This is a genomic window from Sphingomonas sp. DC1600-2 (assembly GCF_049897605.1).
Taxonomy (GTDB): Bacteria; Pseudomonadota; Alphaproteobacteria; order Sphingomonadales; family Sphingomonadaceae; genus Sphingomonas.
Genome location: NZ_JAFCWO010000003.1, coordinates 517,748 through 541,941, shown reverse-complemented (window position 1 = coordinate 541,941; position 24,194 = coordinate 517,748). Strand labels below are relative to the sequence as shown.

At 65.0% G+C, this 24,194-nt stretch carries 26 protein-coding genes; 20 read left to right on the top strand and 6 right to left on the bottom strand.

The window, feature by feature from the left end; all coding sequences use genetic code 11:
* The first annotated feature begins 114 nt into the window (after nucleotides 1-114).
* The 8 genes from ACP7BL_RS09305 to ACP7BL_RS09270 all read left to right on the top strand — a co-directional run bounded on the left by ACP7BL_RS09305 (nucleotide 115) and on the right by ACP7BL_RS09270 (nucleotide 6,076).
* Nucleotides 115-525 (top strand): MucR family transcriptional regulator, encoded by a 411-nt coding sequence (locus ACP7BL_RS09305; protein WP_426258243.1) that lies wholly within the window; start codon nucleotides 115-117, stop codon nucleotides 523-525.
* A 98-nt stretch (nucleotides 526-623) separates the two neighbouring features.
* Complete coding sequence (locus ACP7BL_RS09300; protein WP_010407487.1) at nucleotides 624-1,046, top strand: Fur family transcriptional regulator; 423 nt, start codon at nucleotides 624-626, stop codon at nucleotides 1,044-1,046.
* Between the two features lie 4 nt (nucleotides 1,047-1,050).
* On the top strand, nucleotides 1,051-1,881 hold the full coding sequence (locus tag ACP7BL_RS09295) for a lysophospholipid acyltransferase family protein (protein WP_033966075.1): 831 nt from the start codon (nucleotides 1,051-1,053) through the stop codon (nucleotides 1,879-1,881).
* A gap of 39 nt (nucleotides 1,882-1,920) precedes the next feature.
* The gene (gene miaB, locus ACP7BL_RS09290) at nucleotides 1,921-3,228 is read left to right on the top strand and encodes a tRNA (N6-isopentenyl adenosine(37)-C2)-methylthiotransferase MiaB (protein WP_426258170.1); all 1,308 of its coding nucleotides are present in this window, start codon (nucleotides 1,921-1,923) and stop codon (nucleotides 3,226-3,228) included.
* A 158-nt stretch (nucleotides 3,229-3,386) separates the two neighbouring features.
* Nucleotides 3,387-3,533, top strand: a complete 147-nt coding sequence (locus ACP7BL_RS09285; RefSeq protein ID WP_156143031.1) for a hypothetical protein — start codon at nucleotides 3,387-3,389, stop codon at nucleotides 3,531-3,533.
* Nucleotides 3,534-3,621: 88 nt separating this feature from the next.
* Entirely contained in the window at nucleotides 3,622-4,626 is a 1,005-nt protein-coding gene (locus ACP7BL_RS09280; protein ID WP_426258169.1) for a PhoH family protein, read from the top strand.
* Entirely contained in the window at nucleotides 4,619-5,143 is a 525-nt protein-coding gene (gene ybeY, locus ACP7BL_RS09275; protein ID WP_426258168.1) for an rRNA maturation RNase YbeY, read from the top strand. Before ACP7BL_RS09280 ends, ybeY begins: the two co-directional genes overlap by 8 nt.
* Before the next feature lie 9 nt (nucleotides 5,144-5,152).
* Entirely contained in the window at nucleotides 5,153-6,076 is a 924-nt protein-coding gene (locus ACP7BL_RS09270; protein WP_033965516.1) for a hemolysin family protein, read from the top strand.
* Between the two features lie 224 nt (nucleotides 6,077-6,300).
* Here ACP7BL_RS09270 and ACP7BL_RS09265 read toward each other — a convergent pair whose 3' ends face one another.
* Entirely contained in the window at nucleotides 6,301-7,161 is an 861-nt protein-coding gene (locus ACP7BL_RS09265) for a LysR substrate-binding domain-containing protein (RefSeq protein ID WP_185867693.1), read from the bottom strand.
* Nucleotides 7,162-7,252: 91 nt separating this feature from the next.
* Here ACP7BL_RS09265 and ACP7BL_RS09260 point away from each other — a divergent pair, with 91 nt between their 5' ends.
* From ACP7BL_RS09260 to ACP7BL_RS09250, 3 genes are all read left to right on the top strand, one after another.
* Nucleotides 7,253-8,287 carry a bile acid:sodium symporter family protein gene (locus tag ACP7BL_RS09260; RefSeq protein WP_426258167.1) on the top strand — a complete coding sequence of 345 codons (1,035 nt, stop codon included), beginning with the start codon at nucleotides 7,253-7,255 and terminating at the stop codon, nucleotides 8,285-8,287.
* A gap of 123 nt (nucleotides 8,288-8,410) precedes the next feature.
* Nucleotides 8,411-10,612 (top strand): catalase/peroxidase HPI, encoded by a 2,202-nt coding sequence (gene katG, locus ACP7BL_RS09255; RefSeq protein ID WP_426258166.1) that lies wholly within the window; start codon nucleotides 8,411-8,413, stop codon nucleotides 10,610-10,612.
* A 114-nt stretch (nucleotides 10,613-10,726) separates the two neighbouring features.
* Nucleotides 10,727-12,052 carry a PQQ-dependent sugar dehydrogenase gene (locus tag ACP7BL_RS09250; RefSeq protein ID WP_209516327.1) on the top strand — a complete coding sequence of 442 codons (1,326 nt, stop codon included), beginning with the start codon at nucleotides 10,727-10,729 and terminating at the stop codon, nucleotides 12,050-12,052.
* Between the two features lie 109 nt (nucleotides 12,053-12,161).
* Here ACP7BL_RS09250 and ACP7BL_RS09245 read toward each other — a convergent pair whose 3' ends face one another.
* Together ACP7BL_RS09245 and ACP7BL_RS09240 are read right to left on the bottom strand one after the other, a co-directional pair.
* Nucleotides 12,162-12,464: a polyhydroxyalkanoic acid system family protein gene (locus ACP7BL_RS09245; RefSeq protein WP_033965510.1), complete on the bottom strand. Its 303-nt coding sequence runs from the start codon at nucleotides 12,462-12,464 to the stop codon at nucleotides 12,162-12,164.
* Between the two features lie 10 nt (nucleotides 12,465-12,474).
* Nucleotides 12,475-12,891 (bottom strand): VOC family protein, encoded by a 417-nt coding sequence (locus ACP7BL_RS09240; RefSeq protein WP_033965509.1) that lies wholly within the window; start codon nucleotides 12,889-12,891, stop codon nucleotides 12,475-12,477.
* Nucleotides 12,892-13,089: 198 nt separating this feature from the next.
* Here ACP7BL_RS09240 and lnt point away from each other — a divergent pair, with 198 nt between their 5' ends.
* The 3 genes from lnt (at nucleotide 13,090) to ACP7BL_RS09225 (ending at nucleotide 17,068) form a co-directional block, all read left to right on the top strand.
* Nucleotides 13,090-14,619 carry an apolipoprotein N-acyltransferase gene (lnt, locus tag ACP7BL_RS09235; protein ID WP_426258165.1) on the top strand — a complete coding sequence of 510 codons (1,530 nt, stop codon included), beginning with the start codon at nucleotides 13,090-13,092 and terminating at the stop codon, nucleotides 14,617-14,619.
* Nucleotides 14,620-14,695: 76 nt separating this feature from the next.
* Nucleotides 14,696-15,919 carry a methionine adenosyltransferase gene (gene metK / locus ACP7BL_RS09230; protein WP_033965508.1) on the top strand — a complete coding sequence of 408 codons (1,224 nt, stop codon included), beginning with the start codon at nucleotides 14,696-14,698 and terminating at the stop codon, nucleotides 15,917-15,919.
* A 69-nt stretch (nucleotides 15,920-15,988) separates the two neighbouring features.
* The gene (locus ACP7BL_RS09225; RefSeq protein WP_033965507.1) at nucleotides 15,989-17,068 is read left to right on the top strand and encodes a hypothetical protein; all 1,080 of its coding nucleotides are present in this window, start codon (nucleotides 15,989-15,991) and stop codon (nucleotides 17,066-17,068) included.
* 14 nt (nucleotides 17,069-17,082) lie between these two features.
* Here the strand turns inward: ACP7BL_RS09225 and ACP7BL_RS09220 are convergent, their stop codons facing one another.
* On the bottom strand, nucleotides 17,083-17,721 hold the full coding sequence (locus tag ACP7BL_RS09220) for a hypothetical protein (protein WP_426258164.1): 639 nt from the start codon (nucleotides 17,719-17,721) through the stop codon (nucleotides 17,083-17,085).
* Nucleotides 17,722-17,972: 251 nt separating this feature from the next.
* Between ACP7BL_RS09220 and ACP7BL_RS09215 the strand changes: the two genes are divergently transcribed.
* Nucleotides 17,973-18,725 carry an EAL domain-containing protein gene (locus tag ACP7BL_RS09215; RefSeq protein WP_231565175.1) on the top strand — a complete coding sequence of 251 codons (753 nt, stop codon included), beginning with the start codon at nucleotides 17,973-17,975 and terminating at the stop codon, nucleotides 18,723-18,725.
* A 67-nt stretch (nucleotides 18,726-18,792) separates the two neighbouring features.
* A complete protein-coding gene (gene trmB / locus ACP7BL_RS09210; protein WP_033965504.1) occupies nucleotides 18,793-19,473 on the top strand; it encodes a tRNA (guanine(46)-N(7))-methyltransferase TrmB in 681 nt (226 codons plus the stop codon).
* A gap of 297 nt (nucleotides 19,474-19,770) precedes the next feature.
* Here the strand turns inward: trmB and ACP7BL_RS09205 are convergent, their stop codons facing one another.
* Nucleotides 19,771-20,475, bottom strand: a complete 705-nt coding sequence (locus ACP7BL_RS09205) for a helix-turn-helix transcriptional regulator (RefSeq protein ID WP_126848834.1) — start codon at nucleotides 20,473-20,475, stop codon at nucleotides 19,771-19,773.
* Between the two features lie 134 nt (nucleotides 20,476-20,609).
* On the opposite strand from ACP7BL_RS09205, the gene ACP7BL_RS09200 reads away from it, so the two are divergent.
* The 3 genes from ACP7BL_RS09200 (at nucleotide 20,610) to ACP7BL_RS09190 (ending at nucleotide 22,408) form a co-directional block, all read left to right on the top strand.
* Entirely contained in the window at nucleotides 20,610-21,452 is an 843-nt protein-coding gene (locus ACP7BL_RS09200) for an N-acyl homoserine lactonase family protein (protein WP_249340811.1), read from the top strand.
* A 206-nt stretch (nucleotides 21,453-21,658) separates the two neighbouring features.
* Entirely contained in the window at nucleotides 21,659-22,021 is a 363-nt protein-coding gene (locus tag ACP7BL_RS09195; protein ID WP_426258163.1) for a hypothetical protein, read from the top strand.
* 48 nt (nucleotides 22,022-22,069) lie between these two features.
* The gene (locus ACP7BL_RS09190; protein ID WP_426258162.1) at nucleotides 22,070-22,408 is read left to right on the top strand and encodes a hypothetical protein; all 339 of its coding nucleotides are present in this window, start codon (nucleotides 22,070-22,072) and stop codon (nucleotides 22,406-22,408) included.
* Nucleotides 22,409-22,611: 203 nt separating this feature from the next.
* Here the strand turns inward: ACP7BL_RS09190 and ACP7BL_RS09185 are convergent, their stop codons facing one another.
* Nucleotides 22,612-23,517, bottom strand: coding sequence for a LysR family transcriptional regulator (locus ACP7BL_RS09185; protein WP_033965500.1), 906 nt, complete (start codon nucleotides 23,515-23,517; stop codon nucleotides 22,612-22,614).
* A 115-nt stretch (nucleotides 23,518-23,632) separates the two neighbouring features.
* On the opposite strand from ACP7BL_RS09185, the gene ACP7BL_RS09180 reads away from it, so the two are divergent.
* Entirely contained in the window at nucleotides 23,633-24,178 is a 546-nt protein-coding gene (locus tag ACP7BL_RS09180) for a carboxymuconolactone decarboxylase family protein (protein ID WP_033965498.1), read from the top strand.
* The last annotated feature ends 16 nt before the right edge of the window (nucleotides 24,179-24,194 follow it).

Below are 24,194 nucleotides of genomic sequence, written 5' to 3'. Positions count from 1 at the left end.
ACTGTCATGCGGCACAATACCTACTTGCGCGAACCGTTCTCAAGCGCGATAGGCGTGTCCCTGACGATGCGTAACAATCGTCCAGTTCGGTTGAAAGGATTATTAATGGACACCATGAACGAGCTTCAGGAGACTTTGATCACGCTGACCGCAGATATTGTTGCGGCCCATGTCAGCAACAATAGCGTCGCGGTTTCGGATCTTCCGGTGCTGATCGCTCACGTTCACGGTGCATTAAGCAACCTCGGCGGCCCCGCACCCATCGAAGTCGTGAAGCAGGAACCCGCCGTGTCGGTCCGCTCCTCGATCAAGCCCGACTTCATCGTGTGCCTGGAAGACGGCAAGAAGTTGAAGATGCTGAAGCGTCACCTGATGACACACTATCAGATGACCCCGGAGCAATACCGCGCGAAGTGGAATCTTCCTGCGGATTATCCGATGGTTGCACCGAATTACGCGGAACAGCGCCGCACGCTGGCCAAGAAGATTGGCCTCGGCACCAAGCGCCGCAAGGTCGTTCGCTGACCCCTTGGCCCCTCCCCGGCGTGGGAGGGGCTGACCCCTGTCCTATTGCGAATCACTATCCCCTTTCGCAACAATCGCGAAGCGCCTAAACGCGTCTCATGGCGCGTCACATCGATCTCGAAGCTCTCTGTGCAGAAAAAGGCCTGCGCATCACCGATCAGCGGCGCGTAATCGCGCGCGTGCTGTCCGACGCCGATGACCATCCCGACGTCGAGAAGGTGTATGAACGCGCGTCCGCCATCGATCCCGGCATTTCGATTGCGACGGTGTACCGCACCGTCCGCCTGTTCGAAGAAGCGGGTATTCTCGACCGCCATGATTTCGGCGATGGCCGCTCGCGTTACGAGCCCGCCCCCGAGGCGCATCACGATCATTTGATCGACGTCGAAACCGGCAAGGTCATCGAATTCGTCGATCCCGAACTCGAACAGCTGCAAAAGGCGATTGCGGAACGATTGGGCTTCCGCCTGGTCGATCACCGCATGGAACTCTACGGCGTAGCGCTCGACCGCAAGGCCTGAGGCGATGCCGATTCGCCCGGAAGCCCGCGCGGCGGCGGCGGCGGGCAACCCGCCCCCGCTTGGCTGGCTCGGCTGGTGGCGGCTGTGCATCCGCTCCGTTCTGTTGGCGCTTGCCCTGCTGATCGCGATTCCGCCGCATTATCTGTGGCGAATCCTGCATATTTCCTCGCCGTGGCCGCGCTTCTTTCTGGCCGCCGCCGCCCGGATTTGCGGTGCGCGGGTGAAGGTGAAGGGCGCGGCGCTGAAGCGCGACGTCTTTTACATCTCCAACCATGTCAGCTGGATCGACATCCTCGCGATCGCCGGGGCGAGCGGCACTGCCTTCGTCGCCAAGGCCGAGATTCGCGATGCCCCGATCGTCGGCTGGCTCGCCACGCTGAACCGCACCGTGTTCGTCGAGCGCGAGGATCGCCTGGGCGTTGCCGAACAGATCAACCGCCTGCGCGATGCGCTGGCTGAAACCTGGTCGGTCACCGTGTTCCCCGAAGGCACCACCACCGACGGACGCTCCCTCTTCCCGTTCAAGACACCGATGCTGAAGGTGCTGGAGCCGCCCCCGCCCGGCATTCTCGTGCAGCCGGTGTTGCTCGATTATGGCGCGGCGAGCGAGGAAATCTCCTGGATCGGCGTTGAAACGGGTAAGGACAATGCGGTTCGGCTGCTCGCCCGGCGCGGCACGTTTCGCATGACCGTCACGTTTCTGGAACCCTTCCATCCGCGCGACTTTCCGGGGCGCAAGGCGATTGCCGCCGAAAGCCGCCGTCGCATCGAAGAGGCGCTGGTCCGCACGATCGGCCACCCGCTGCGGCCGTTTACCGGACACGCGCAACCGTAATTTGTCACGCTCGCGCGGCGCGCCTATAGCCCGCGCATCATGAAACCCGCCCCCAAAACCTATGCCGTAAAGTCGTTCGGCTGCCAGATGAACGTCTATGACGGCGATCGCATGGCCGAATTGATGGCCGCGCAGGGCCTGACCCAGGCCGATCCGACCGAGGCCGATCTGGTCGTGCTCAACACCTGCCACATTCGCGAACGCGCGACCGAGAAAGTCTATTCGGACATCGGACGGCTGCGCAAGGAAGCGCTCCGGGACATCGGCCGCGCGCCAATGATCGCCGTCGCTGGTTGCGTGGCCCAGGCCGAAGGTGCCGAGATCGTGCGCCGCGCCAAGGTCGATGTGGTGGTGGGGCCGCAAGCCTATCACAATCTGCCCGAGCTGGTGGCGCGGGCGGCGCGCGGCGAATCCGCGCTCGATACCGATATGCCGGTCGACATGAAGTTCGGCCATTTGCCCGCGCGCCGCCGCGTGCCGCCGAGCGCGTTCCTGACGGTGCAGGAAGGCTGCGACAAATTCTGCACCTATTGCGTGGTGCCCTATACGCGCGGCGCGGAGGTTTCACGCGGCTGGGACCAGATCGTCGACGAAGCCAAAGCCCTGGTCGATGCGGGCGCGCGCGAGATCACGCTGCTCGGGCAGAACGTTAACGCCTGGAGCGACGATACGCGCGGCCTGCACGACTTGATCGCGGCGCTGGCCGAAATTCCGGCGCTGGCGCGGATCCGCTATACCACGAGCCACCCCAATGACATGACGCAGGGGCTGATCGACGCGCATCGCACCGTCGAAAAGCTGATGCCGTTCCTGCACTTGCCGGTGCAATCGGGCAGCGACCGCGTGCTGCAGGCGATGAACCGCAGCCACAGCCGCGATTCCTATCTGCGCATCCTTGAGCGCGTCCGCGCGCGCCGCGCCGACATTGCGCTGTCGGGCGATTTCATCGTCGGCTTTCCCGGCGAGACCGATGCCGATTTCGAGGATACGCTGAGCTTGGTCGACGCGGTCGGCTATGCCCAGGCGTACAGCTTCAAATACAGCCCGCGCCCCGGCACCCCGGCGGCAACGATGGCCGAACAGATCCCTGAAACGGTGATGGACGAACGGCTCCAGCGGCTACAGGCCGCGCTCAACCGCGATCAGGCGTCGTTCAATGCCGCCACCGTCGGCCGCACGTGCCAGCTGTTGCTCGAGCGGCCCGGCAAGTTGCCGGGCCAGTTGATCGGCAAGAGCCCGTGGCTGCAATCGGTCCATTTGGTCAGCGATGCCGCGATCGGCGATCTGGTCGAGGTCACGCTGGCAGAAGCTGGGGCCAATTCCATGCTGGGGACGCGCACCGCCTAAATTCTCCCCTCCCTGAAAGGGAGGGGTCGGGGGTGGGTCGGCGCGTTGTCGCACCCGGACGCCCGCCTCAAACCAACCCACCCCCAGCCCCTCCCTTTCAGGGAGGGGAGCCGCACACACCCCTCGACACCGCCTAACAAAAAGCCCAAATAGGGGCCATGTCGAAGCCCGCGCCAACCGATCTCGTTCCGCCGCAATGGAAGCGCAATCCGGTGGCGCTGTGGGTCTATATCGCGGCGGGCGTCGGCATGATCCTGCTGTCGGGCGGGCGCATCGTGCTCGAGCGTATCGGGCTGCGACGCTGATATCTGGCCGCCCCCGATCAAGCACGCGATCCGCGGCCGCGCATTGTCTTCCTAAAGTGTTGCCCACCCAACCGAGCAAAGGAACCGCATGAGCCGCAAGCCTGTACCCGCGCAATCCGGTGATCGTAGTCGCGCTGAACTGGTGTTCGACCGACCGCAATTGATGGCCCAATTGTTTGGCGAGTTTGACCAGAATCTGCTCGCGCTGGAGAACAAGCTCGGCGTCTATATCACCGCGCGGGGCAACAAGGTGGGGCTGGAGGGCAGCGCCGAAGCGGTGGCGCAGGCGCGTGATGTGCTGCACGGGCTCTATAACCGCATCGTGCGTGGCGAAGTGGTCGATCCCGGCCTGATCGACGCGGTCATCGCCATGTCGAGCGAGCCGACGCTCGCCGGGATCATCCAGGCCGATGCCGGTGGCGGCGCGGTGCCGCAGATCATGATCCGCACGCGCAAGAAGACGATCGTGCCGCGCACCATCGCGCAGGCGCATTACATGCGGCAATTGCTGGGCAACGACATCATCTTCGCGCTTGGGCCAGCCGGCACCGGCAAGACCTATATCGCGGTCGCGCAAGCCGTCGCGCAGCTCATCACCGGCAGCGTGCAGCGGCTGATCCTGTCGCGTCCGGCGGTGGAGGCGGGCGAAAAGCTCGGCTTCCTGCCTGGCGACATGAAGGAGAAGGTCGATCCCTATCTGCGCCCGCTTTACGACGCGCTCAACGACTGCCTCCCTGCCGAGCAAGTCGAACGGCGCATCGCCAGCGGCGAAATCGAGATCGCGCCGATTGCCTTCATGCGCGGGCGCACGCTGGCCGACGCCTTCATCATCCTCGACGAAGCGCAGAACACCACGCCTGCGCAGATGAAGATGTTCCTCACCCGCTTCGGCGAGAACAGCCGCATGGTGATCTGCGGCGACCCCAAGCAGACCGATCTTCCCGGCGGCATGAACGCGTCGGGGCTGAACGACGCGGTCGGGCGGCTGGAGGGCGTCGAAGGCCTGTCGATCTGCCGCTTCGGCAGCGGCGACGTGGTGCGCCACCCGATCGTGGGGCGCATCGTCGAGGCGTATGAGGGCGTCGATGCTTGAGGTTGCCCTGTCGCGCGAAGACGTCTGGCCGGAACAGGACTGGGAGGCGCTGGCCGCCCGTGCCGCGACGGCGGCGATCGAGCGCACACCGCATGGGCCGTTGCTCTCCGTCACCGCCACGGTCGAAATCTCGATCCGGCTGACCGACGACGCCGAGGTGCAGACGCTCAACGCCCAATATCGCCAGAAGGACAAGCCGACCAACGTGCTGTCCTTCCCGATGGTGCAGGCCGATCTGCTCGACACGATCGACCAGAATAGCGACGCCCATGATATTTGGGGGGGCGAGGTGCTGCTCGGCGACATCGTGCTCGCTTATGAGACGTGCGTGCGCGAGGCCGCCGAAAAAGGCGTGAGCGTCGATGATCATGCGTCGCATTTGATCGTGCATGGCACGCTGCATTTGCTAGGGTACGATCATCTCGACGATCGGGAGGGCGATGCGATGGAGGCGATCGAAATCGACGCGCTCACCGCCCTTGGGATCGCCAACCCTTATTGTCTCGAAGAGGACTAAACGACCGCCATGCCCGACGGCCAAAGTACGACCGGCACCGCCAGCCATCTCGGCGGTGCCCCGCATAACGAAACCAGCATCTGGCGGAGTTTCCGCAGCTGGATTTCGGGTCATTCGGGCGACGAGTCGCTCCGCGCCACGCTCGAAGAAGCGATCGACGCGCATGAGGACGACCCGGCACCCGACGCCAAGGGCGACCTCTCCCCGCTCGAACGCACGATGGTGCGCAACCTGCTCCATTTCGGCGAGCGCGATGCGGGCGATGTCGGCGTGCCGCGCGCCGACATCGTCGCGGTCGAGGAGCAGACCAGCTTCGCCGATCTTGTGCGGCTGTTCGCCGAGGCCGGGCATAGCCGCCTGCCGGTCTATCGCGAAAAGCTCGATACGATCATCGGCATGGTGCATATCAAGGACGTGTTCGCGATCCTCGCCACCGGGGCCGAGCATCCGGCGAGCATCGCCGCGCTGATCCGCGAGCCGCTCTATGTGCCGATGTCGCGTGGTGCGCTCGATCTGCTGGCCGATATGCGCCAGAAGCGCGTGCATCTTGCGATCGTGCTCGACGAGTATTTCGGGACCGAGGGGCTGGTTACGATCGAGGATCTGATCGAGGAGATCGTCGGCGACATTGAGGACGAGCATGACGATGCGCCGCATTCGCTGCTCGTGCCGCTGGATGGGGGCGCATGGGAGGCCGATGCCCGCGCCGAGTTGGAGGATGTCGGCGAGACGATCGACCCGCGCCTGGCCGAGGTGGATGGCGACATCGACACGATCGGCGGTCTCGCCGCGGTGCTCGCCGGGCACATGCCGCATGTCGGCGAATGCCTGGTGCATGACAGCGGCTGGACGCTGGAAATCACCGCCGCCGACACGCGCCGCGTGCTGGGCGTACGGCTGCACCCGCCCAAGGCCGAGCCTGAGCACGCGTAGCCAAGCCCCCCTGCCCCGCCCCGGGCCCCAAGCCGGAAAGTTAGGGGAAAGTTAGGCGAACGCACGCGCGTTTCCACTTCGGGCGACGACCGGGTGGCCAACCGCTTGTTGCAGCGACGCGCCGCACATCCGGCGAAAGGAGCGGGTATTTGCCATCCCGGCGAAGATACCATGGCGGGCGCGATGTAGGACAGCCGCGCTTCCCGGCAGACAGCCGTGATGCGCTATGCGCTGCCTGCCCAGGACAGGATCGATTTGGTCAGTGCCTCCGCCACGGGCTCGCCACGCCCCGGACCGACGATCACGAATTCCATCTCGGGCAAGATGGGCAGCGCGGCATCGGCGGTAATCCTGGCCAAGCCCGCTGGCAGCAAGCGCAGCGAATGCGGCATCATGCCGAGGCCGGCGCGCGCGGCGGCGGTCAAGCCGCTGAGGCTGGCGCTGGTGAAGGCGACGCGCCACGGTCGCCGCGCCTGATCGAGCGTCGCGATCGCCATGGCGCGGGTGACGCTGGGGGGCGGATAGAGCAAGAGTGCTAGCGCACCCTCCGCATCCGGCTGATAGCCGGGGCGCGATACCCATTCCACCGCTTCGCGCCACGCCGTCACGCCGCGCGGATCGCCCGAGCGACGTTTGACGAAGATGATATCGAGCGTGCCGGCGTCGAACGCATCGTAGAGATTCTGGCTGAGCCCTGCGGTCACCACCAAATCCACCTCCGGGTGGCGCCGCGCGAAACTGGCCAGCACATCAGGCAGCGCCGACAGCACGAAATCCTCGGACGCGCCAAAGCGCAGGCGCCCGCGCAACGGGGTGCCGGATACCTGCCGCTCCAGCGCGCCATAGGCATCGAGAATGCGTCGGGCAGGATCGATCAAGGTCTCGCCATCGACCGTCAGCGCCACCCTGTGGGTATCCCGCGCGAACAGGCTGCGCCCCAGGGTCGCCTCCAACCGTTTGATTTGCTGGCTGACGGTCGACTGTCGCGTGCCGAGCACGCGCGCCGCCGCAGTGAAGCTGCCCGTCTCGGTGACGGTCACGAAGGCGACCAGCAAATCGGGATGCACCGGCTCCATGGTCATCATGATAGATGATAACTGTTATTGCTGCCATCACAATTGTGCGTAAGCAGTTAGCCGCCTAAGTCGGCGGGGCCTCCTTCAGGATGTTTCTGCCATGCCGACTGTCCGCTCGCTGATCGCGCGTTCCCCGATCGACCCGTATTTGCTGCTGTTGATCGGCACGGTCGGGCTCGCCATCCTTCTGCCCGCGCGCGGCTCCGCCCAGCCGCTGGCCGAAAGCGCGGTGACGATCGCGGTCGGACTGCTGTTCTTCCTCTATGGCGCGCGCCTGTCGCCCGCAGCGGTCTGGGCGGGGATTTCGCATTGGCGACTGCAATCGCTGGTGTTCGCCAGCACCTTCGTGATCTTTCCGATCATCGGGCTGGGGGCCTCCTGGGCGGTGCGGGGCTTGCTGCCGCCCGACATTGGCGTGGGCCTGCTCTATCTGTGCCTGTTGCCCTCGACCGTGCAATCCTCGATCGCCTTTACCGCGATCGCGCGCGGCAATGTGCCCGCCGCATTGTGCAGTGCCTCGCTCTCCAATCTGCTTGGCGTGGTGCTGACCCCAGTGCTGGTGGCGGTGCTGCTGTCCACGGCCGGGGGCGGCTTTTCGATCACGGCGATCGAGGGCATCGCCTTGCAGATCCTGCTGCCGTTCGTCGCCGGGCAAGCGGTGCGGCCGTGGATCGGGGCGTGGCTGTTGCGCCACCGCACACTGACCGCAGTGGTCGATCGCGGATCTATCCTGCTGGTGGTCTATGCCGCGTTCAGCGCCGGCGTCGTCGCGGGCGTGTGGACCAGCCTGTCGGTGTCCGACCTGGTGATCGTGCTGGCGGTCGACCTGATAATCCTGGCGATCATCATCGCCGTGACCACCCTGCTCAGCCGCCGTCTGGGATTTTCAACCGAGGACGAGATCGCAATCGTATTTTGCGGATCGAAGAAGAGCATGGCGGGCGGCATTCCGATGGCGACGATCCTGTTCGCCGGGCATGCGGTCAGCTTGATCGTGTTGCCGCTGATGCTGTTCCACCAGGCGCAATTGTTCGTCTGCGCGACGCTGGCGCGTCGTTATGCCAAGCGGCCGATCGAAGACGCGCCGCCGGCCGCCGCGCAGCCGAGCCCGGTTCGCATCTTGACCAGTGCATGATGCCACCGCGCCCGCGTTTATATTAGCCGCCCGATCACTCTACGCGGATTAATCCATTTCTCCGATCAAGCGCGCCATGCCATCCTCTGCGAAAGCCAACCAGAAGCCGCATTGGAGACTGCCATGAATGCCGAAACGAAATGCCCGATGGGTGGGGGCAAGGTGGATGGCAATGCCGTCCTGTTCGAAATGACCAACCGCCTGTGGTGGCCGAACCAGCTTGACCTGACCGTGCTCCACCAGAACCCGCCAGCCGGCGACCCGATGGACCCCGATTTCGATTATGCCGAGGCGTTCAAGGCCCTCGATCTGGCGGCGGTGAAGGCCGACATCTTCGCACTGATGACCGAATCGCAGGACTGGTGGCCGGCCGATTTCGGCCATTATGGGCCGCTGTTCATCCGCATGGCGTGGCATAGCGCGGGCACGTACCGCATTGGCGACGGGCGCGGTGGCGCGGGCAGCGGGCAGCAGCGCTTCGCCCCGCTCAACAGCTGGCCGGACAATGCCAATCTCGACAAGGCGCGCATCCTGTTGTGGCCGATCAAGCAGAAATACGGGCGGGCTTTGTCCTGGGCCGATTTGCTGATCCTGACCGGCAATTGCGCCTTGGAATCCATGGGTTTCAAGACCGCCGGTTTCGCCGGTGGCCGCGTCGATGTGTGGGAACCCGCCACCGACGTGAACTGGGGGGCCGAGCGCGAGTGGCTGCAGACCAGCGACAAGCCCGGCGGCCGCTATTCGGGCGAACGCGAACTCGCCGATCCGCTGGCGGCGGTGCAGATGGGGCTGATCTACGTCAATCCCGAAGGCCCCGACGGCAACCCCGACCCCGTGCTCGCGGCGCACGACATTCGCGAGACCTTCGCGCGGATGGCGATGAATGACGAGGAAACCGTCGCGTTGATCGCGGGCGGCCACACCTTCGGCAAGACGCACGGTGCCGCCGTGCCCGACCAATATGTCGGCCCCGAGCCCGAAGGTGCCGGGATCGAGCAGCAGGGCCTGGGCTGGGCCAACAGCTATGGCACCGGCAATGGCGCGGACACCATCACCAGCGGCCTGGAAGTGACCTGGACGCAGCAGCCGACCAAATGGACCAACCTGTTTTTCGACAACCTGTTCGGCCATGAGTGGGAACTGACCAAAAGCCCGGCAGGCGCGCATCAATGGGTCGCCAAGGATGCGGCGGAAGACGTGCCCGACGCGCATATCGCGGGCAAGAAGCATCGCCCGACGATGCTGACGACCGACCTCTCACTGCGTTTCGACCCCATTTACGGGCCAATTTCGAAGCGCTTCCACGAAAACCCCGACCAGTTCGCGACCGCTTTTGCCGAGGCGTGGTACAAGCTGACCCACCGCGACATGGGGCCGCACGTGCGCATGCTGGGGGCGGAAGTCCCCGCCGAACCGCGTATCTGGCAGGACCCGGTGCCCGCGCCCACGCATCCGCTGATCGACGAAGCCGATGCGGCGGCATTGAAGGCACAGATCCTGGACTCGGGCCTGTCGATCTCGCGGCTGGTGAAGACGGCGTGGGCCTCGGCCTCGACCTTCCGCGGCACCGACAAGCGCGGCGGGGCGAATGGCGCACGTATCCGGCTCGCTCCGCAAAAGGATTGGGCGGTCAACGAGCCGGTCGAGCTGGCCGAGACGCTGGCCAGGCTGGAGGCGATCCAGGCGGGGTTCAATGCGGGCGGCAAGACCGTCTCGCTGGCCGATTTGATCGTGCTGGGCGGCAATGCTGCAGTGGAGGCGGCGGCGAAAAAGGCCGGACATGACGTGACCGTACCCTTCACGCCGGGCCGCACCGATGCGTCGCAGGAACAGACCGACGCGCATTCCTTCGCGCCGCTGGAGCCCAAGGTCGATGGCTTCCGCAACTATGTCGGCGGGCCTTCGCAATATTCGGCGGAGGAATTGCTGGTCAACCGCGCGCAATTGCTGACGCTGTCCGCGCCGGAAATGACGGTGCTGGTCGGTGGCCTGCGCGTGCTGGGAGCGAACTTCGGTGGATCCAGCCACGGCGTGTTCACCGATCGACCGGAGACGCTGACCAACGACTTCTTCGTCAATTTGCTCAAGACCAGCACGGCGATGAAGTGGACCGCAAGCGAGGACGGTGTGTTCGTCGCGCGCGACCGCAAAACCGGAGCCGAGCAATGGGCGGGCACGCGGGTGGACCTGATCTTCGGCTCCAACTCGCAACTGCGCGCGCTGGCCGAGGCCTATGCCACCGACGATGCTGGGGCGGCGTTCGTCCGCGCCTTCGTGGCGGCGTGGACCAAGGTGATGAACCTCGACCGGTTCGACGTGGCGTGATCCGGTCGATCCGCTGAACCGAGAAAGGCCGTCGACCACACGTCGGCGGCCCTTTCCCGTTCAAGCGGGCAGAATCGCCTTCCCCTCCCCCGCTCCACCCCCTAGTTTGGGGCCATGCGCAAACACATCCTCATCATCCTCGCGATCGTCATCGTCCTCGCGGGAGCCGTCATCTGGTGGGCGGTGCAGCCCGACGTGGCGACGCTGCCGATCGCCAAGGTCGAGGGCGAACGCCCGACCATCTCCGCCCCGCGCGACCAGACCATCCCGACCGTTGCCGTTGCCGATGCGGTCGGGTGGAAGGACGGTGCCACGCCGGTGGCAGCGCCGGGGCTTAAGGTGGTGCCCTTCGCCAATGGGCTCGACCATCCGCGCTGGCTTTATCGGCTGCCCAATGGCGACATTCTGGTTGCGGAAACCAACTCGCCGCCGCGCAAGGTCGCTGGCATCGCCGACGTAGTGATGGGGTATTTGTTGAAAAAGGGCGGTGCCGGTGTCGCCTCACCCAACCGCATCCGCTTGCTGCGCGATACCGATGGCGATGGCGTGGCCGAGCTGCAGACGGTGCTGATCGGCGGGCTCAACTCCCCCACCGGCATGGCGCTGATGGGCGGCTATCTCTACATTGCCGATACCGATGCGCTGCTGCGCGTGCCGTTCACGCCGGGCGAGACCAAGATCACCGCCAAGCCCGAACAGGTCATTCCGCTGAGCGGCGGCGGCAACCATTGGGCGCGCACCTTGCTGGCCGATCCGGCGGGCAAATATCTCTATGTCGGGGTCGGTTCCTCGACCAACATCGCCGAAAATGGGCTCGACGCCGAAAAATACCGCGCCAACATCCTGCAGGTCGATCCGGTCGCCAAGAGCTTCCGCGTGTTCGGGGCTGGCTTGCGCAACCCGCAGGGGATGGCGTTCGAGCCCAAATCGGGGGCACTGTGGGTCGCGGTCAACGAACGCGACATGCTGGGCTCGGACATCGTGCCCGATTACATCACCCGCGTTGGCCTGGGCGACAATTTCGGCTGGCCCTGGTATTATTGGGGCGGCTATCCCGATGCGCGGGTGAAGCCCGAAAACCCGGCGCTGCAGGAATATTCCAAACGCCCCGATTTCGCGATGGGCCCGCACGTAGCGGCGCTGGGCCTGACCTTCGCGAATGACGCGAAGCTGGGCCCGAACTTCGCCAATGGCGCGTTCGTCGGCGAGCATGGATCGTGGAACCGCGTGCCGGTGTCGGGGTATAAGGTCGCCTATGTGCCGTTCGGCGATCTCGGCTTCCCCAAAAAGGGTGCCAAGCCGGTCGACGTGCTGACGGGCTTCCTCAACGCCAAGGGCCAGGCGCAGGGGCGTCCGGTTGGGGTTATCACCGATGCGACGGGCGCACTGTTGGTGGCGGATGATGTGGGCAACACGATCTGGCGGGTCAGCGCGAAGTAACCCCTCACCCCGGTCACCCCGGCCTCGTGCCGGGGCCCACCGAGCGCCAAGACGATCCCCCGCAGGAGATGCGTCGCGGTGGATGCCGGGACGAGCCCGAAGTGACGGATCATTCCAACAGCTTGGGCGCTTCCTTGGCGAGTTTCGCGCGGATCTTGTCGGCGAAGAGCGCGAGGAAGGGCGGCAAGTCGATTTCGGCGCGGACCTTGTCAGCGGCCACGGTCAGGCGGCTGGCGACGCGCTGCCCGAGCGCCGCGACGGTGAAGTGGAGCGTGTCGCCCTCCCAGCGGTGATCGACCGCCGCGCCGCCGGGAAACATCGCGGCCAATTTGCCGATGCCGCCATCCACGCGCGCGCGCGCCGCCTCAAGCCCGAGGTGGTGGGGAAATTCGACGATGATCGGTTCGCTCATGTCCGGTCCTTTACGTCGCGAACAGCATCGCGTCATCGACAAACGCCTTGAACTCGAGCGCGTTGCCGCTGGGATCATAAAAGAACATCGTCGCTTGCTCGCCCGGCTGCCCGACGAAGCGGATATGCGGCGCAATGCCGAAGCGTGTCCCCGCTGCCGTCAGCCGATCGGCGAGCGCCTGCCAGTCGGCCATGGTCAGCACCACGCCGAAATGCGGCACCGGTACGTCATGGCCATCGACCGGGTTGGAGACGGTGACGGGTTTCGCGGCGGGATCGAGATGCGCGACGATCTGGTGGCCATGGAGATCGAAATCGATCCAGGCGTCGGAGCTGCGCCCCTCGGCGCAGCCGAGAATGCCGCCGTAAAAGGCGCGCGCGGCGGCGAGATCGTGGACGGGGAAAGCGAGGTGGAAGGGGCGAGTCATGGAGGGACCGTACCAAATCCTCCCCGGCACGGGGAGGGGGACCCTGAGCATGTAGCGAAGGGTAGAGGGGGGCCTCCGCACGCGCTGTGCCCGTGGCACGCCCCCTCCACCACTCGGCTGAAGGAGCCGAGCGGTCCCCCTCCCCGTTTCCAGGGAGGATTGGTTGCGTCGCTCTCGCGATCACGCGATAGCGCAGGCATGACCGAACGCCCCGCGCTTTTCTCCTTCCTGCTCGGCGGGATCGCCGCAGTCGGCTTCGCGCCGCTGGATCTATGGCCGGTAACGCTTGGCTGCCTGGCGCTGTGGATGGGGATCGTCCACGCGGCTCGCGGCATCCGCGCGGCGCTGTGGCGCGGGTGGCTGTTCGGCTTTGGGCATTTCCTGATCGGCAATAACTGGATCGCCAAAGCCTTTACCTATCAGGACGCGATGCCGCACGCGCTCGGCTGGATCGCGCCGGGGCTGATGGCGCTGTATCTCGGCATCTTTCCGATGGCGGCGGCGGGGGTGGCGTGGCGCTTTCGCGGGGCTCGCCCGGATGCGCCCTATGTGCTGAGCTTCGCCGCTGCCTGGATCGCCACCGAATATCTGCGGGGGACGCTTTTTACCGGCTATCCGTGGAATCCGCTGTCGGAGATGTGGTTGCCGACCCCGATCGCGGCGAGCGCGCGTTATCTCGGCACCTACGCCCTGTCGGGGGTCGCTGTCCTCGCGGCGGGTGCCGTTTTGCTCGCCGTCACGCGGCAGTGGCGGACGAGCACCGCCATGCTCGCGCTGCCGATACTCCTCGGCATGGCCGCGCTGGAGCAACCCGCCCCGACCCGCATGACCGCCACCGCCCCGCGCGTGCGCGTCGTCCAGCCCGATCTCGACCAGGAACAGCGCCCGCGCGACGATTATGCCGAGGCCAATTTGCGCCAGCTCGCGCGGCTGAGCGGTAAGCCCGGTCCCGCCCCGCGCTTGATCGTGTGGCCCGAGGGCGCGCTGCGCTTCCTGCCCGAGGATGGCTATCCCCGCCAATATTATTGGGAAGCAACGCCGTATGAGACGCGCCACCGTATCGCGGCGCTGCTCGGCCCGAAGGACGTGGTGCTGACGGGTGGCAACGCGCTGATGTTCGACTCGGCGGGGACGCTGTCCAGCGCGACCAACGCGATCTTCGCGCTCGACGCGCACGCGCGCATCCTCGGGCGGTACGACAAGGGGCATCTGGTGCCGTTCGGCGAATACTTGCCCGCGCGCCCGCTGCTTTCGGCGATCGGACTGGCGCGCCTCGTGCCGGGCGATTTCGATTTTTCGGCGGGCAGGGGCGTTGGCGGGCTTGATCTGCCCGCCTTCGGGCGGGTGGGGTTCCAGATCTGCTACGAGATCATTTTTTCGGGCGCGGTGGTCGAGCCCGGCCACCGCCCGGCCTTTTTGTTCCAGCCGTCCAACGACAGCTGGTTCGGCTATTGGGGCCAGGCCGAGCATCTGGCGCAAGCGCGGATGCGCGCAATCGAGGAGGGGCTGCCCGTCATCCGCGCCACGCCGACCGGCGTTTCGGCGATCATCGATGCGCAGGGCCGCGTGCTCGCGTCGATCCCCGCAGACAAACCGGGCGCGATCGAACGGCCGATCCCGCCTGCGGCTCCCCCCACCCTGTTCGCGCGGTTGGGCAACCTGATAGCACTAATTGTTGGTGCCGCATTCCTCCTGTCGGCAATTGCATTGCGACGTTTCGCACGATAGGGCGTCATATAAGGAAAGCTTTATATCAGGCATGGCAACGGCCAAAGCTCTCCTCAACCATTGAGGATCTCAACACATGCGTTCCAGTTTTCTCTTCACCTCCGAGTCGGTCTCGGAAGGCCATCCTGACAAGGTCGCCGACCAGATCAGCGACACCGTCGTCGATCTGTTCCTGAGCAAGGACCCCTATGCGCGCATCGCGTGCGAGACGCTGACCACCACCAATCTCGTCGTGCTGGCCGGCGAAATCCGCTGCAAGGGCGTGTACGAGAATGGCGAATGGGCCGAGGGCGCGCTCGCCGAGATCGAAGCTGCCGTGCGCAACACAGTCAAGGAAATCGGCTACGAACAGTCGGGCTTCCACTGGGAAACCTTCGCCTTCCACAACAATCTGCACGGCCAGTCGGCGGAAATCGCGATGGGCGTGGACGAAGGTGCCAACAAGGACGAAGGCGCTGGCGACCAGGGCATCATGTTCGGCTACGCCACCGACGAGACGCCGGGCCTGATGCCCGCGACTCTCTATTACAGCCACAAGATCCTCGAGCGCATGGCGGCCGACCGCCATTCGGGCGCGGCCCCGTTCCTGGAGCCCGACGCCAAGAGCCAGGTCACGCTGGAATATGAGAATGAAGTGCCGGTGCGCGCGACCGCTCTGGTCGTCTCGACCCAGCACAAGGCCGGCTATTGCCTGCAGGGCGACAATGCCAACCCGGCGCTGTACGATGAACTGCATGCGTACGTTTCGCGCGTGCTGACCGAGACGCTGCCCGAGGGCTTCGTCACCGACGCGACCAAGATCTACATCAACCCGACCGGCGCGTTTGAAATCGGCGGGCCGGACGGCGATGCGGGCGTCACCGGCCGCAAGATCATCGTCGACACCTACGGCGGCGCAGCGCCGCATGGCGGCGGCGCATTCTCGGGCAAGGATCCGACCAAGGTCGATCGCTCGGCAGCATACGTCTCGCGCTACATGGCGAAGAACGTCGTGGCCGCTGGCCTTGCGCGCCGCTGCACGATCCAGTTGAGCTATGCGATCGGCATTGCCGAGCCGCTGTCGCTCTATGTTGACCTGCATGGCACCGGTGCCGAGGGCATTACCGAAGCCAAGATCGAGGAAGTGCTGCCGCAGCTCGTCCGCCTGACACCGAAGGGCATTCGCGAGCATCTGAAGCTCAACGCCCCGATCTACAAGCGCACCGCGGCGTACGGCCATTTCGGTCGCGAGCCCGACGCCGATGGCTTCACCTGGGAAAAGACCGATCTGGTCGACGCCCTGAAGGCCGCTGTCGCGTAACAGCTTGCGGTAAATCGCTGAGACTTTAGGCTCCCCCGGTATCGCTTGGCGATTCCGGGGGAGTTTTTCATGCGCCTTTTACTGGCTGCAATCGCGCTGTGCGTCGCTTCGCCCACAATCGCCCAACAGCCCCCGCAATTGACGCTCGGCGCGACCGAGCCCTATCGTCACAAACCCTCCGGCCTGTCGGTTCCAACCACGCTCGATGGCTTGCAGCGCACGTCTGCGGTCGCTTACGTCCCCGATCTCGACGAGGCGCTGAGCTTCGACAATCCCAGCAATAGCGATACGCTGACGGTCTATGTGTTCCGCAATGTCAGCGGATCGGTGCCGCTGTGGTTCGACCGGATCGACTGGGTCGCAAGCCACCGCGACATCTATGGCGGGCTGGTGCCGCTGCACACCCCGACCGCGTTCACGCCGCCCGGCCAGGGCACTGCCAGCGGCTTGATCGACAGTTACAGCGTCAGCAAGGGCCCGTATCGCAGCACGGCAATCGCCTTCATGCCATTGGGGGCCGACTGGTACGTGTCGGTGCGCTATTCGTCGAAGACCTTGGACGGCGCGACATTGGAAACGCATATCCGCGCGGTCGTCGCGGCGCTCGGCTGGCCGCAGAAGATCGCGCCACAGCCCGCCGCCGTGCCGGTCGCAGATTGTACGTCCGCGCTCGCGCTGTCGGGCGACGCGAAACCGATCAACCGTAGCAAGGCGATGGGCAGTGCGCTGCTGTTCGGTGCCTTGCTGTCGAGCGCATCGACCGACGAGAAGCAGAAGATGGCGAAGGATGAACCTCCGCCACCGCCCGTGACCTGGTGCCGCGACCTCGCCGCCTCGATCGGCATGGGCAGCAGCGGGGTGTATCGCCCGGTTGGCACCACCGATCGCTATCTCATCGCCTATCAGGATGCCGGTCGCGGCCTGATGGTCGAGCCCGACACGCTCTCGGCGCTGCTCGACACCAAAGCGAAGGCATCCTGGTCGGTGACCGAATATGAAGTTGCCGCGGCGGGCAGCTACATCCCGCGCGATCGCTTGCCGCCCCCCGACCAAGCCCTCAAAATCGTCGGCAAGGAACATTTCGCAAGCAAGGCCACGACCTGGGGCGAAAAGCGCGACATTCAGATCGATAGCGGGGTGATGAAATAGCCCCGGTTAAGCCCCTACGGTCGGTTTGACGAAAAAACCGACGGATCAAACCGCGCGGGCGGCGCTCGGCGCGCCTGTTGCTCGCTATCCGGCATGGCCGCCACCGCTTGTGTCGAGGCTGCCTGCACATTGAAACGCAGATCGTCCGCGAGGTACGCTGTCACCACCGTATCGGCGGGCATCCTGCCGCTGGTGCCGTGAATGAACAGCATCGGCCAGGAAATGAACAGCGCACCGCCAATCGCCAGCACGCCCTGCCCGTTTCCCTGTCGCGCGGTGCGCCCCGACAGGCGGATCGGCCCGTTCGGCGTCTGCACATAATCGAGCCGAATATCGAGCTGGCCACGCTTGCCGAAATGGCCGTTGCGTTCGGCGCGCATCACTTCGCCCACCGCGATCGACCCGACCGGCACCACCACCTGACCGCGATAAACGAGCGGTTCCGCCACTTCGAGATAGAAGCGATCGCCAGCGTGGTTGTCCTTGGTGTTGAGTTCGGTGCGCGTGGTCAATTGCAGCGGCGTTCCCATCGGGAAATAGGCCGTGGCGGACGTTACCGCAGCCGGAGCCGCCCACTGTACCGTATATTGCGCCTCGGCAACCGCGGGTGCGCATGACGCGAACACGATTCCCGCCCAATGGGAAAATTTCATCGATAAGCCCCCGTTGCCAATACCGACGGGCTTATACTTACTTATTCTACCAATACTTAGCGTTCACGATGAAGATTGCCTTAATATCGTCGGCCTGTGCTCGGCCGACGTCTTTGGGCACCGCGATCGCCGAAAATATCCGCCGATCGTCGCCTATGGCAAACTTACCCCGAAAATAACCACCGCACGAGCCGACCGTTACGGCGTCGTAGCGTCTATCAATAGACAAGGGTCACCAGAGGAAACGTCTCTTGTCCGGTCAACACGCACGTCCAAATGCAGAGCAGGAGCATGACTTTCACCTCGTCATGGCGTTCCAGCCGATCATGGATGTCGTGGCGAACCGTACCTGTGCCTATGAGGCGCTGGTGCGCGGTCCCAACGGCGAAGGCGCCCCGGAAATGCTGGCGCGGGTGACGCCCGAGACCCGCTATGCCTTCGACCAGCAATGCCGCGTGGCTGCGATCCGCCAGGCCGTGGCAGCCGGGATCATGTCCACCGGCGCATTGTTATCGATCAACTTCCTGCCCGAGGCGATCGAGGATCCGGTCGCCGACAGCGAGCGCACATTGCGGACAGCGCGCGAGACGGGATTCCCGCCGGAACGGCTGACCTTCGAATTCAGCGAGTGCAAGCGGCTCGACGACGCGCATCTGGAGCGTGTCGCGCGCGCCTATCGCAAGATGGGAATGACCACCATCATCGACGATTTTGGATCGGGCGATTGGGGGCTGACGCTGATGAGCCGCTTCCTGCCCGATGCCGTCAAGCTCCAGCCCGATCTGATCCGCGGTTTGTGCGGCAGTTGGGCGCGGCGGCTGGTGGTGGAGGAAACCTTCCATCTGGTTTCGCGACTGGGCGTGAAGGTGATTGCCGAGGGGGTCGAGACGCGGGCCGAATATGACAAATTGCGCGGCATCGGTGTGCGCTACATGCAGGGTTATTATTTCGCGCGACCGCAGATCGGGCGCCTCGTTCGCCCCGAGCTCGCGCACGCAGCCTGACCGCGACCGCGCCCGCGAAGGAAACGGCGCTTTCCAGCCGCCTGCGCGCTCGCTAGAGCCTGCGCCGATGACCGATCCGATGACGACCCGCCGCCTCTATGGCCGCCGCCAGGGCCATAAACTGCGCCTGGGCCAGGCCGACCTGGTGGAAACCCTGCTACCGCAAATCAGCGTGCCGACCGACGGGCCGCTCGACGCGACACGGCTGTTCGGCAGCGATCGCCCGCTCGAAGTCGAAATCGGCTTTGGCGCGGGCGAGCATCTCGCCGGGCAAGCGACCGCGCGGCGCGACACGGGCTTTATCGGTTGCGAACCCTTCCTCAACGGCGTGGTCGGCGCGCTGGGGCACGTCCGCGACGCGGATCTCGACAATGTCCGCCTGCACATGGGCGACGCGCTCGACGTGCTCGAGCGCCTGCCCGATGCCTCGCTGTCGCGCGTGTACCTGTTGCACCCCGACCCGTGGCGCAAAGCCCGCCACGCCAAGCGACGCATGGTCAATCACGGCCCGCTCGATCTGATCGCGGCCAAGCTGAAGCCGGGCATGGAGTTCCGCCTCGGCACCGACGACCCGACCTATTGCCGCTGGGCGATGATGGTGATGGGGCAACGCCGCGATTTCGTGTGGACCGCGCGGGAGCCCGCCGACTTCCTCAACCGCCCTGAGGACTGGCCCGAGACCCGCTACGAACGCAAGGCGCGCCGCCAGGGGCGCGAGGTGTGGTATTTCACCTTTCGACGTAAATAAGGCTGCAATATCGCAGGATTTTGGCAATTATATCATAGCCATACGACAAGTTCCCGCCTTGCTGACGCGCCACCACCGCGAAATCGCCGGGTGTAAGGTTGCCAAGATCCGCCAAGCTTGCCGGAGCCCGCAGGTCGAGGTCGAGAATGCGGCGACCACCGCGCGAGCCGCAGTCGGCCCGGCAGTGGCACCGGCAACACCGGCGCGGCGACTCCCCAAAGCGGCGGGAACGGGACCGCCCATCCCGGTGACGGTGCCGACGGCGGGGCAAATCGTCCCGAGGGCCGCTTGCTCGCGCTAAGCCACGCTGCGCAACCGCCCCGGTGCCACTCCGTGCGCGGCCCGAACCTGACGCGCGAAATGCGAGCGTGACGCATAGCCCGCAGCCTGGGCGGCCTGGGTCACCGAATAGCCCGGCGCGCTGAGGAGCGATCCCGCCGTCGCCATGCGCGCGGACAGGCAGACCTGGCGAAACGACGTGCCTGCCTGTTTCAGGTGACGGCGCAACGTAGAGGCCCCCATGCCAAGCATACCGGCGACCTCTTCGACCCGCCAGGCATAGGAAGGGTCCGCATATACGATGGCTTCGAGCTGTTCGGCGCGATCGACAGCGACGAGCATCCGCCCGACATGCGTGCCGCTGAGCAACAACAGAATTTCCACGATACGATGGCGCGCCACGGCTTCGGCCGTGGCCGCCTCTGGGGCCGCCAGCGCGCTCGCAGCATGTCCATAGGCCTCCACCAGATCGGCGGACAGCGCAATGCCAAAGCTGCCCGGGATGCTGGGGCCATCGGGCAAGCCGTTCAGACTGGCGCGCAGCGACTGGCGCAGCGGCGCATCGACCGTGATGCAAATCGATTCGTACCGCCCGCTCTGCGGATCGGGAATGTTGACCAGATCGATTTCCAGACCTGCGGGGATCGCGAAGGGCACACCGCGCGGAAAACGCTGTGCGACATCGCCGCGCTGTGCCTCCTGGGTGGGGTCGTAATTCGTCATGGGCTGACCATCGGCGTCCGCCGCGACACGAACAAGGGCCGACAGAGCGTTTCGGGCGCATTACCGAGCGGTTCGGGTCCACGCCCCTGAGCACGCGCCGTCATTCCGGACATCTATCAATCGAGGATCACGTCATGAAATTCACGTTGTGGCATGTGCTGGCCAGTTGCGTCTCGCTCCTGCCGAGCGCCCCCGTTCAAGCCGCTCCGACCGCTCCCGAGGTCGAGCTGTGGCGACTGGATTGCGGCGAGATCGAAATGAACGACGCTTCGCCGTTATCCGATGCCGGCAGCTATGCCGGGAAATCACGCCGACTGACCGACGGTTGCTACCTGATCCGCCACGGCAAAGAGCTGTTGTTGTGGGACGCAGGGTTGCCCGTCACCGTACGCGGCGCGCCGATTGACGCGCAACCGATCAGCCCGACGCTCGCGGTCGATTTGCCGACCCAGCTTGCGCGGATCGGCATTCGCCCGGACGATATTGGACGGCTGGCGATCAGCCACTATCATTTCGACCATGTCGGACAGGCAGCGAGCTTTCCAAAAGCAACGCTGCTGATCGGCGCGCGGGATTGGGCGGCGCTGCATAGGGGCACGATCCCGTTCGCCGACCCGCACCTGCTCGCTCCCTGGTTTACCGGTGGGGGCAAGGTCGACCTGATCGAAGGCGATCGGGATATTTTTGGGGACGGCTCGGTCGTGATGCTTGCCACGCCGGGGCACACCCCCGGCGAATCCTCGCTGCTGGTGCGTCTCCCCAGGACCGGTGCCGTGATCCTCACCGGCGATGTCGTGCACCTGGAAGCCCAATGGCCGCTTTCGGCAGTGCCGATCTGGAACACCGAGCGCGCCGATAGCCTGGCGTCGATGGATCGCTTGCAAAGGCTCGCAGCAAATACCGGCGCGACCATCATTGTGCAGCACGACCCGGCAGACGTTGGGAAGCTTGCGCGCTTTCCGGAGCCGACACGCTGATGTGAGGGACTGTTGAAGCAGGCGGTTGCCATGATGTTGGTTCCGATGACAACCGCCGAACGCCGCGCACCTGCTGACGGAAAAGCAAGGGATGCCGTCCTCTGGTCCCCTGCCTCACCATGCCATGCTGGAACGTCTATAGCGGCGGCTGGCGCGCCCGACTCGATGCGATCCGGTTCAGCGCGGGATCAGGATTGGAAAGCAGGATGAGCAGTTCGACAAAGGCATGGGATAGCGAACTCGTTCGCAAGTGGTTGGAAAGCCGCCTCAAGGCTGCGACGCTCGAGCAAGCGGCTGCGGATAAGCGAGGATATGAGGCCCAAGACGACTATGACAAAGCCGCCGCCGAGGAATGGGCCTGCCGCCGCCTGAATGCCCCTGGGGGCACCGATGACCAGGCGGCATTCGCTGCGCGCATCAAGACACTGCTCGCCCAGGACGAGTATCCGATCACGGGCATCTATGACGACCGCCGCTTTGATCGCAACGTCCGAGCCAACCTTCGAAAAATCGCGAAGATGACAAAGGCGAATGATGGGTTTTCGAACACGTTGCGCTATCAAGCCTGACGCACTGCTGCTTGGGGCAGCGCGATTTCAGACAGACACGATAGACGCATGGCACGTAAACATTCCAAGCATGATCCATATCTGGATTCGGATCGAGACGATGACTCCCCACCGGCCATAGTGCCCTGCTGGCTCTGCGGTCGGCCCACCGGCAAGACCATAGTCTGGCACCATCCCGTACCCAAGAGCCGGGGCGGGCGCGATGTTGTCCCCATGCACCCCATCTGCCAGCAAACGCTGATCGCCAACTTCAGCAACTCCGAGCTCCAGCGCCATGGAACCGATGTGGAGGCCTTGCTGGCCAACCCCAATGTGCGCAAGTTCGTCGATTGGGTAGCAAACAAGGCCCCCGATTTCACGGCGACTACGGCCAAGAAGCAACGCTGATCGGGCTGCGCCCCCGACGCGGCTGGAACCTGCCGTTCGTTCGGCTCCCGCTTATGGCTGGTTTGGGAGTCCCAATGGCGCGCCGCGAACAGCGCCAAGCGGTGGAGAGCGGAGAACAGGCCTTGCCGGTTCTTAGCTTGCCCCATTGCGGGGAACTCTTGGGCTAAGCTGGTAGACGAACGCTGGCGGATCGGCCGTACTGGTCACGCCGCGCCACCTGTCAGATCCAACCCACTGAAATGCGCCCGCGCTGCATCGATGAAGGCGCGTACGTTGACCGAAGCGCGTCGGTTGGCCTGATAGACCAGGTGAACCGGTGCGGGCGGCGGCGCGGCCCCGTCGAGCACCGTGACCAACCGCCCCGACGCGATGGCCGCAAGCGCCTGATAGGACAGAACGCGCGCGATCCCCACGCCATCGGTCGCCGCCGCAATGGCCGCATCGGCGGTGTTGACCGTCAACCTTGGCTCGATCCGGATGGCGGTCTTGCCAGTCGTTCCGAAGCGCCACTCGTGCGCGCGGTCGATCTCGGTAAAAGAGATCAAGGCGTGTCCATGTAGCGCCGGCACGTTCCCGGGCGCTCCATGCGCCGCCAGATAGCCAGGACTGGCGACAAGAACCCGCCGTACCTCCGCCACCTTGAGGGCATGGAGCGAACTGTCCGACAAATCGCCGATCCGCACGGCGACATCGATCCCTTCATCGACCAGGCGCACGACGCGATCGATCAAGGTGAGTTCCACATCCAGACGCGGATGATCGCGCAGCAGGCCGGTGGCGATCGGCAGGATATGGAGACGCCCAAAGGTAACCGGCGCGGTGACGACAAGACTGCCCCCCGGCAGTGCGCCCGCACCTTGCAAAGCCAGCGCTGCATCGTCGAGTTCGATCAGCGCGGCACGGCAGCGCTCGAGATAGGCGGCACCCTCGTCTGTCAGCCGCACCGATCGCGTCGTCCGCCGCAACAAGGGGGTTCCGAGCGACAGTTCCAGCGCCGCCACCGCTCGACTGGCCGCCGTGGGCGAGACGCGCAGGCGGCGCGCGGCCTCGGCAAAACTCGCATGATCGGCCACCGCAACGAAGGTGCGCAACATTTCCAGCCGATCCATGATTATCCCGATTTTCGCATGAGTGAAGTGTCGATTGAACCGATTATCACAGACGGCTCGAAAGGGCATTTTAATTGGGCAGGCCGCACCCAGCCGCCTACCCAGGAGAAAAGACGTGTCCCGCATCGCTATCCCCACGCGCGAAGATTCCCCCGCAAAGTCGCAGCCGCTGCTCGATGCCGTCCAGAAACAGCTCGGCACGATCCCCAACCTCTTCCGTCTCGTCGGCACCAGCCCCGCAGCGCTCGAGGGTTATCTCGGCCTCAACGGCGCATTGGGCCGCACGCTCGACGCCAAGACCCGCGAACGCATCGCGCTCGCAATCGCGCAGGCAAATGGCTGCGATTACTGCCTGTCGGCGCACACCTATCTCGGCCTCAACCTCGCCAAGATCGACAACGCCGAGGTCGCGCTGAACCGTACCGGTCATTCGGGCGACGCCAAGGCCGACGCCGCCCTTGTCTTCGCGCGAAAGGTGCTCGACGCGCGCGGCCGCGTCAGCGACGCCGACCTCGCCGCAGTGCGTCTGGCCGGCTTTAGCGACGCCCAGGTGATCGAGATCGTGGCGTCGGTCGCGCTCAACGTGCTGACCAACTACATCAACAATGTCGCCGAAACCGACATTGACTTCCCGGTCGTCCTGGCCGCCCAGGCCGCGTGACGCCCTCGTTGGCGGG

Excerpts from the sequence above, each read along its gene's own strand:
- ACP7BL_RS09305 (WP_426258243.1), top strand. The coding sequence starts at position 115 with ATGAACGAGCTTCAGGAGACTTTGATCACGCTGACCGCAGATATTGTT.
- ACP7BL_RS09300 (WP_010407487.1), top strand. The coding sequence starts at position 624 with ATGGCGCGTCACATCGATCTCGAAGCTCTCTGTGCAGAAAAAGGCCTG.
- ACP7BL_RS09295 (WP_033966075.1), top strand. The coding sequence starts at position 1,051 with ATGCCGATTCGCCCGGAAGCCCGCGCGGCGGCGGCGGCGGGCAACCCG.
- miaB (WP_426258170.1), top strand. The coding sequence starts at position 1,921 with ATGAAACCCGCCCCCAAAACCTATGCCGTAAAGTCGTTCGGCTGCCAG.
- ACP7BL_RS09285 (WP_156143031.1), top strand. The coding sequence starts at position 3,387 with ATGTCGAAGCCCGCGCCAACCGATCTCGTTCCGCCGCAATGGAAGCGC.
- ACP7BL_RS09280 (WP_426258169.1), top strand. The coding sequence starts at position 3,622 with ATGAGCCGCAAGCCTGTACCCGCGCAATCCGGTGATCGTAGTCGCGCT.
- ybeY (WP_426258168.1), top strand. The coding sequence starts at position 4,619 with ATGCTTGAGGTTGCCCTGTCGCGCGAAGACGTCTGGCCGGAACAGGAC.
- ACP7BL_RS09270 (WP_033965516.1), top strand. The coding sequence starts at position 5,153 with ATGCCCGACGGCCAAAGTACGACCGGCACCGCCAGCCATCTCGGCGGT.
- ACP7BL_RS09265 (WP_185867693.1), bottom strand. The coding sequence starts at position 7,161 with ATGATGACCATGGAGCCGGTGCATCCCGATTTGCTGGTCGCCTTCGTG.
- ACP7BL_RS09260 (WP_426258167.1), top strand. The coding sequence starts at position 7,253 with ATGCCGACTGTCCGCTCGCTGATCGCGCGTTCCCCGATCGACCCGTAT.
- katG (WP_426258166.1), top strand. The coding sequence starts at position 8,411 with ATGAATGCCGAAACGAAATGCCCGATGGGTGGGGGCAAGGTGGATGGC.
- ACP7BL_RS09250 (WP_209516327.1), top strand. The coding sequence starts at position 10,727 with ATGCGCAAACACATCCTCATCATCCTCGCGATCGTCATCGTCCTCGCG.
- ACP7BL_RS09245 (WP_033965510.1), bottom strand. The coding sequence starts at position 12,464 with ATGAGCGAACCGATCATCGTCGAATTTCCCCACCACCTCGGGCTTGAG.
- ACP7BL_RS09240 (WP_033965509.1), bottom strand. The coding sequence starts at position 12,891 with ATGACTCGCCCCTTCCACCTCGCTTTCCCCGTCCACGATCTCGCCGCC.
- lnt (WP_426258165.1), top strand. The coding sequence starts at position 13,090 with ATGACCGAACGCCCCGCGCTTTTCTCCTTCCTGCTCGGCGGGATCGCC.
- metK (WP_033965508.1), top strand. The coding sequence starts at position 14,696 with ATGCGTTCCAGTTTTCTCTTCACCTCCGAGTCGGTCTCGGAAGGCCAT.
- ACP7BL_RS09225 (WP_033965507.1), top strand. The coding sequence starts at position 15,989 with ATGCGCCTTTTACTGGCTGCAATCGCGCTGTGCGTCGCTTCGCCCACA.
- ACP7BL_RS09220 (WP_426258164.1), bottom strand. The coding sequence starts at position 17,721 with ATGAAATTTTCCCATTGGGCGGGAATCGTGTTCGCGTCATGCGCACCC.
- trmB (WP_033965504.1), top strand. The coding sequence starts at position 18,793 with ATGACCGATCCGATGACGACCCGCCGCCTCTATGGCCGCCGCCAGGGC.
- ACP7BL_RS09205 (WP_126848834.1), bottom strand. The coding sequence starts at position 20,475 with ATGACGAATTACGACCCCACCCAGGAGGCACAGCGCGGCGATGTCGCA.
- ACP7BL_RS09200 (WP_249340811.1), top strand. The coding sequence starts at position 20,610 with ATGAAATTCACGTTGTGGCATGTGCTGGCCAGTTGCGTCTCGCTCCTG.
- ACP7BL_RS09195 (WP_426258163.1), top strand. The coding sequence starts at position 21,659 with ATGAGCAGTTCGACAAAGGCATGGGATAGCGAACTCGTTCGCAAGTGG.
- ACP7BL_RS09190 (WP_426258162.1), top strand. The coding sequence starts at position 22,070 with ATGGCACGTAAACATTCCAAGCATGATCCATATCTGGATTCGGATCGA.
- ACP7BL_RS09185 (WP_033965500.1), bottom strand. The coding sequence starts at position 23,517 with ATGGATCGGCTGGAAATGTTGCGCACCTTCGTTGCGGTGGCCGATCAT.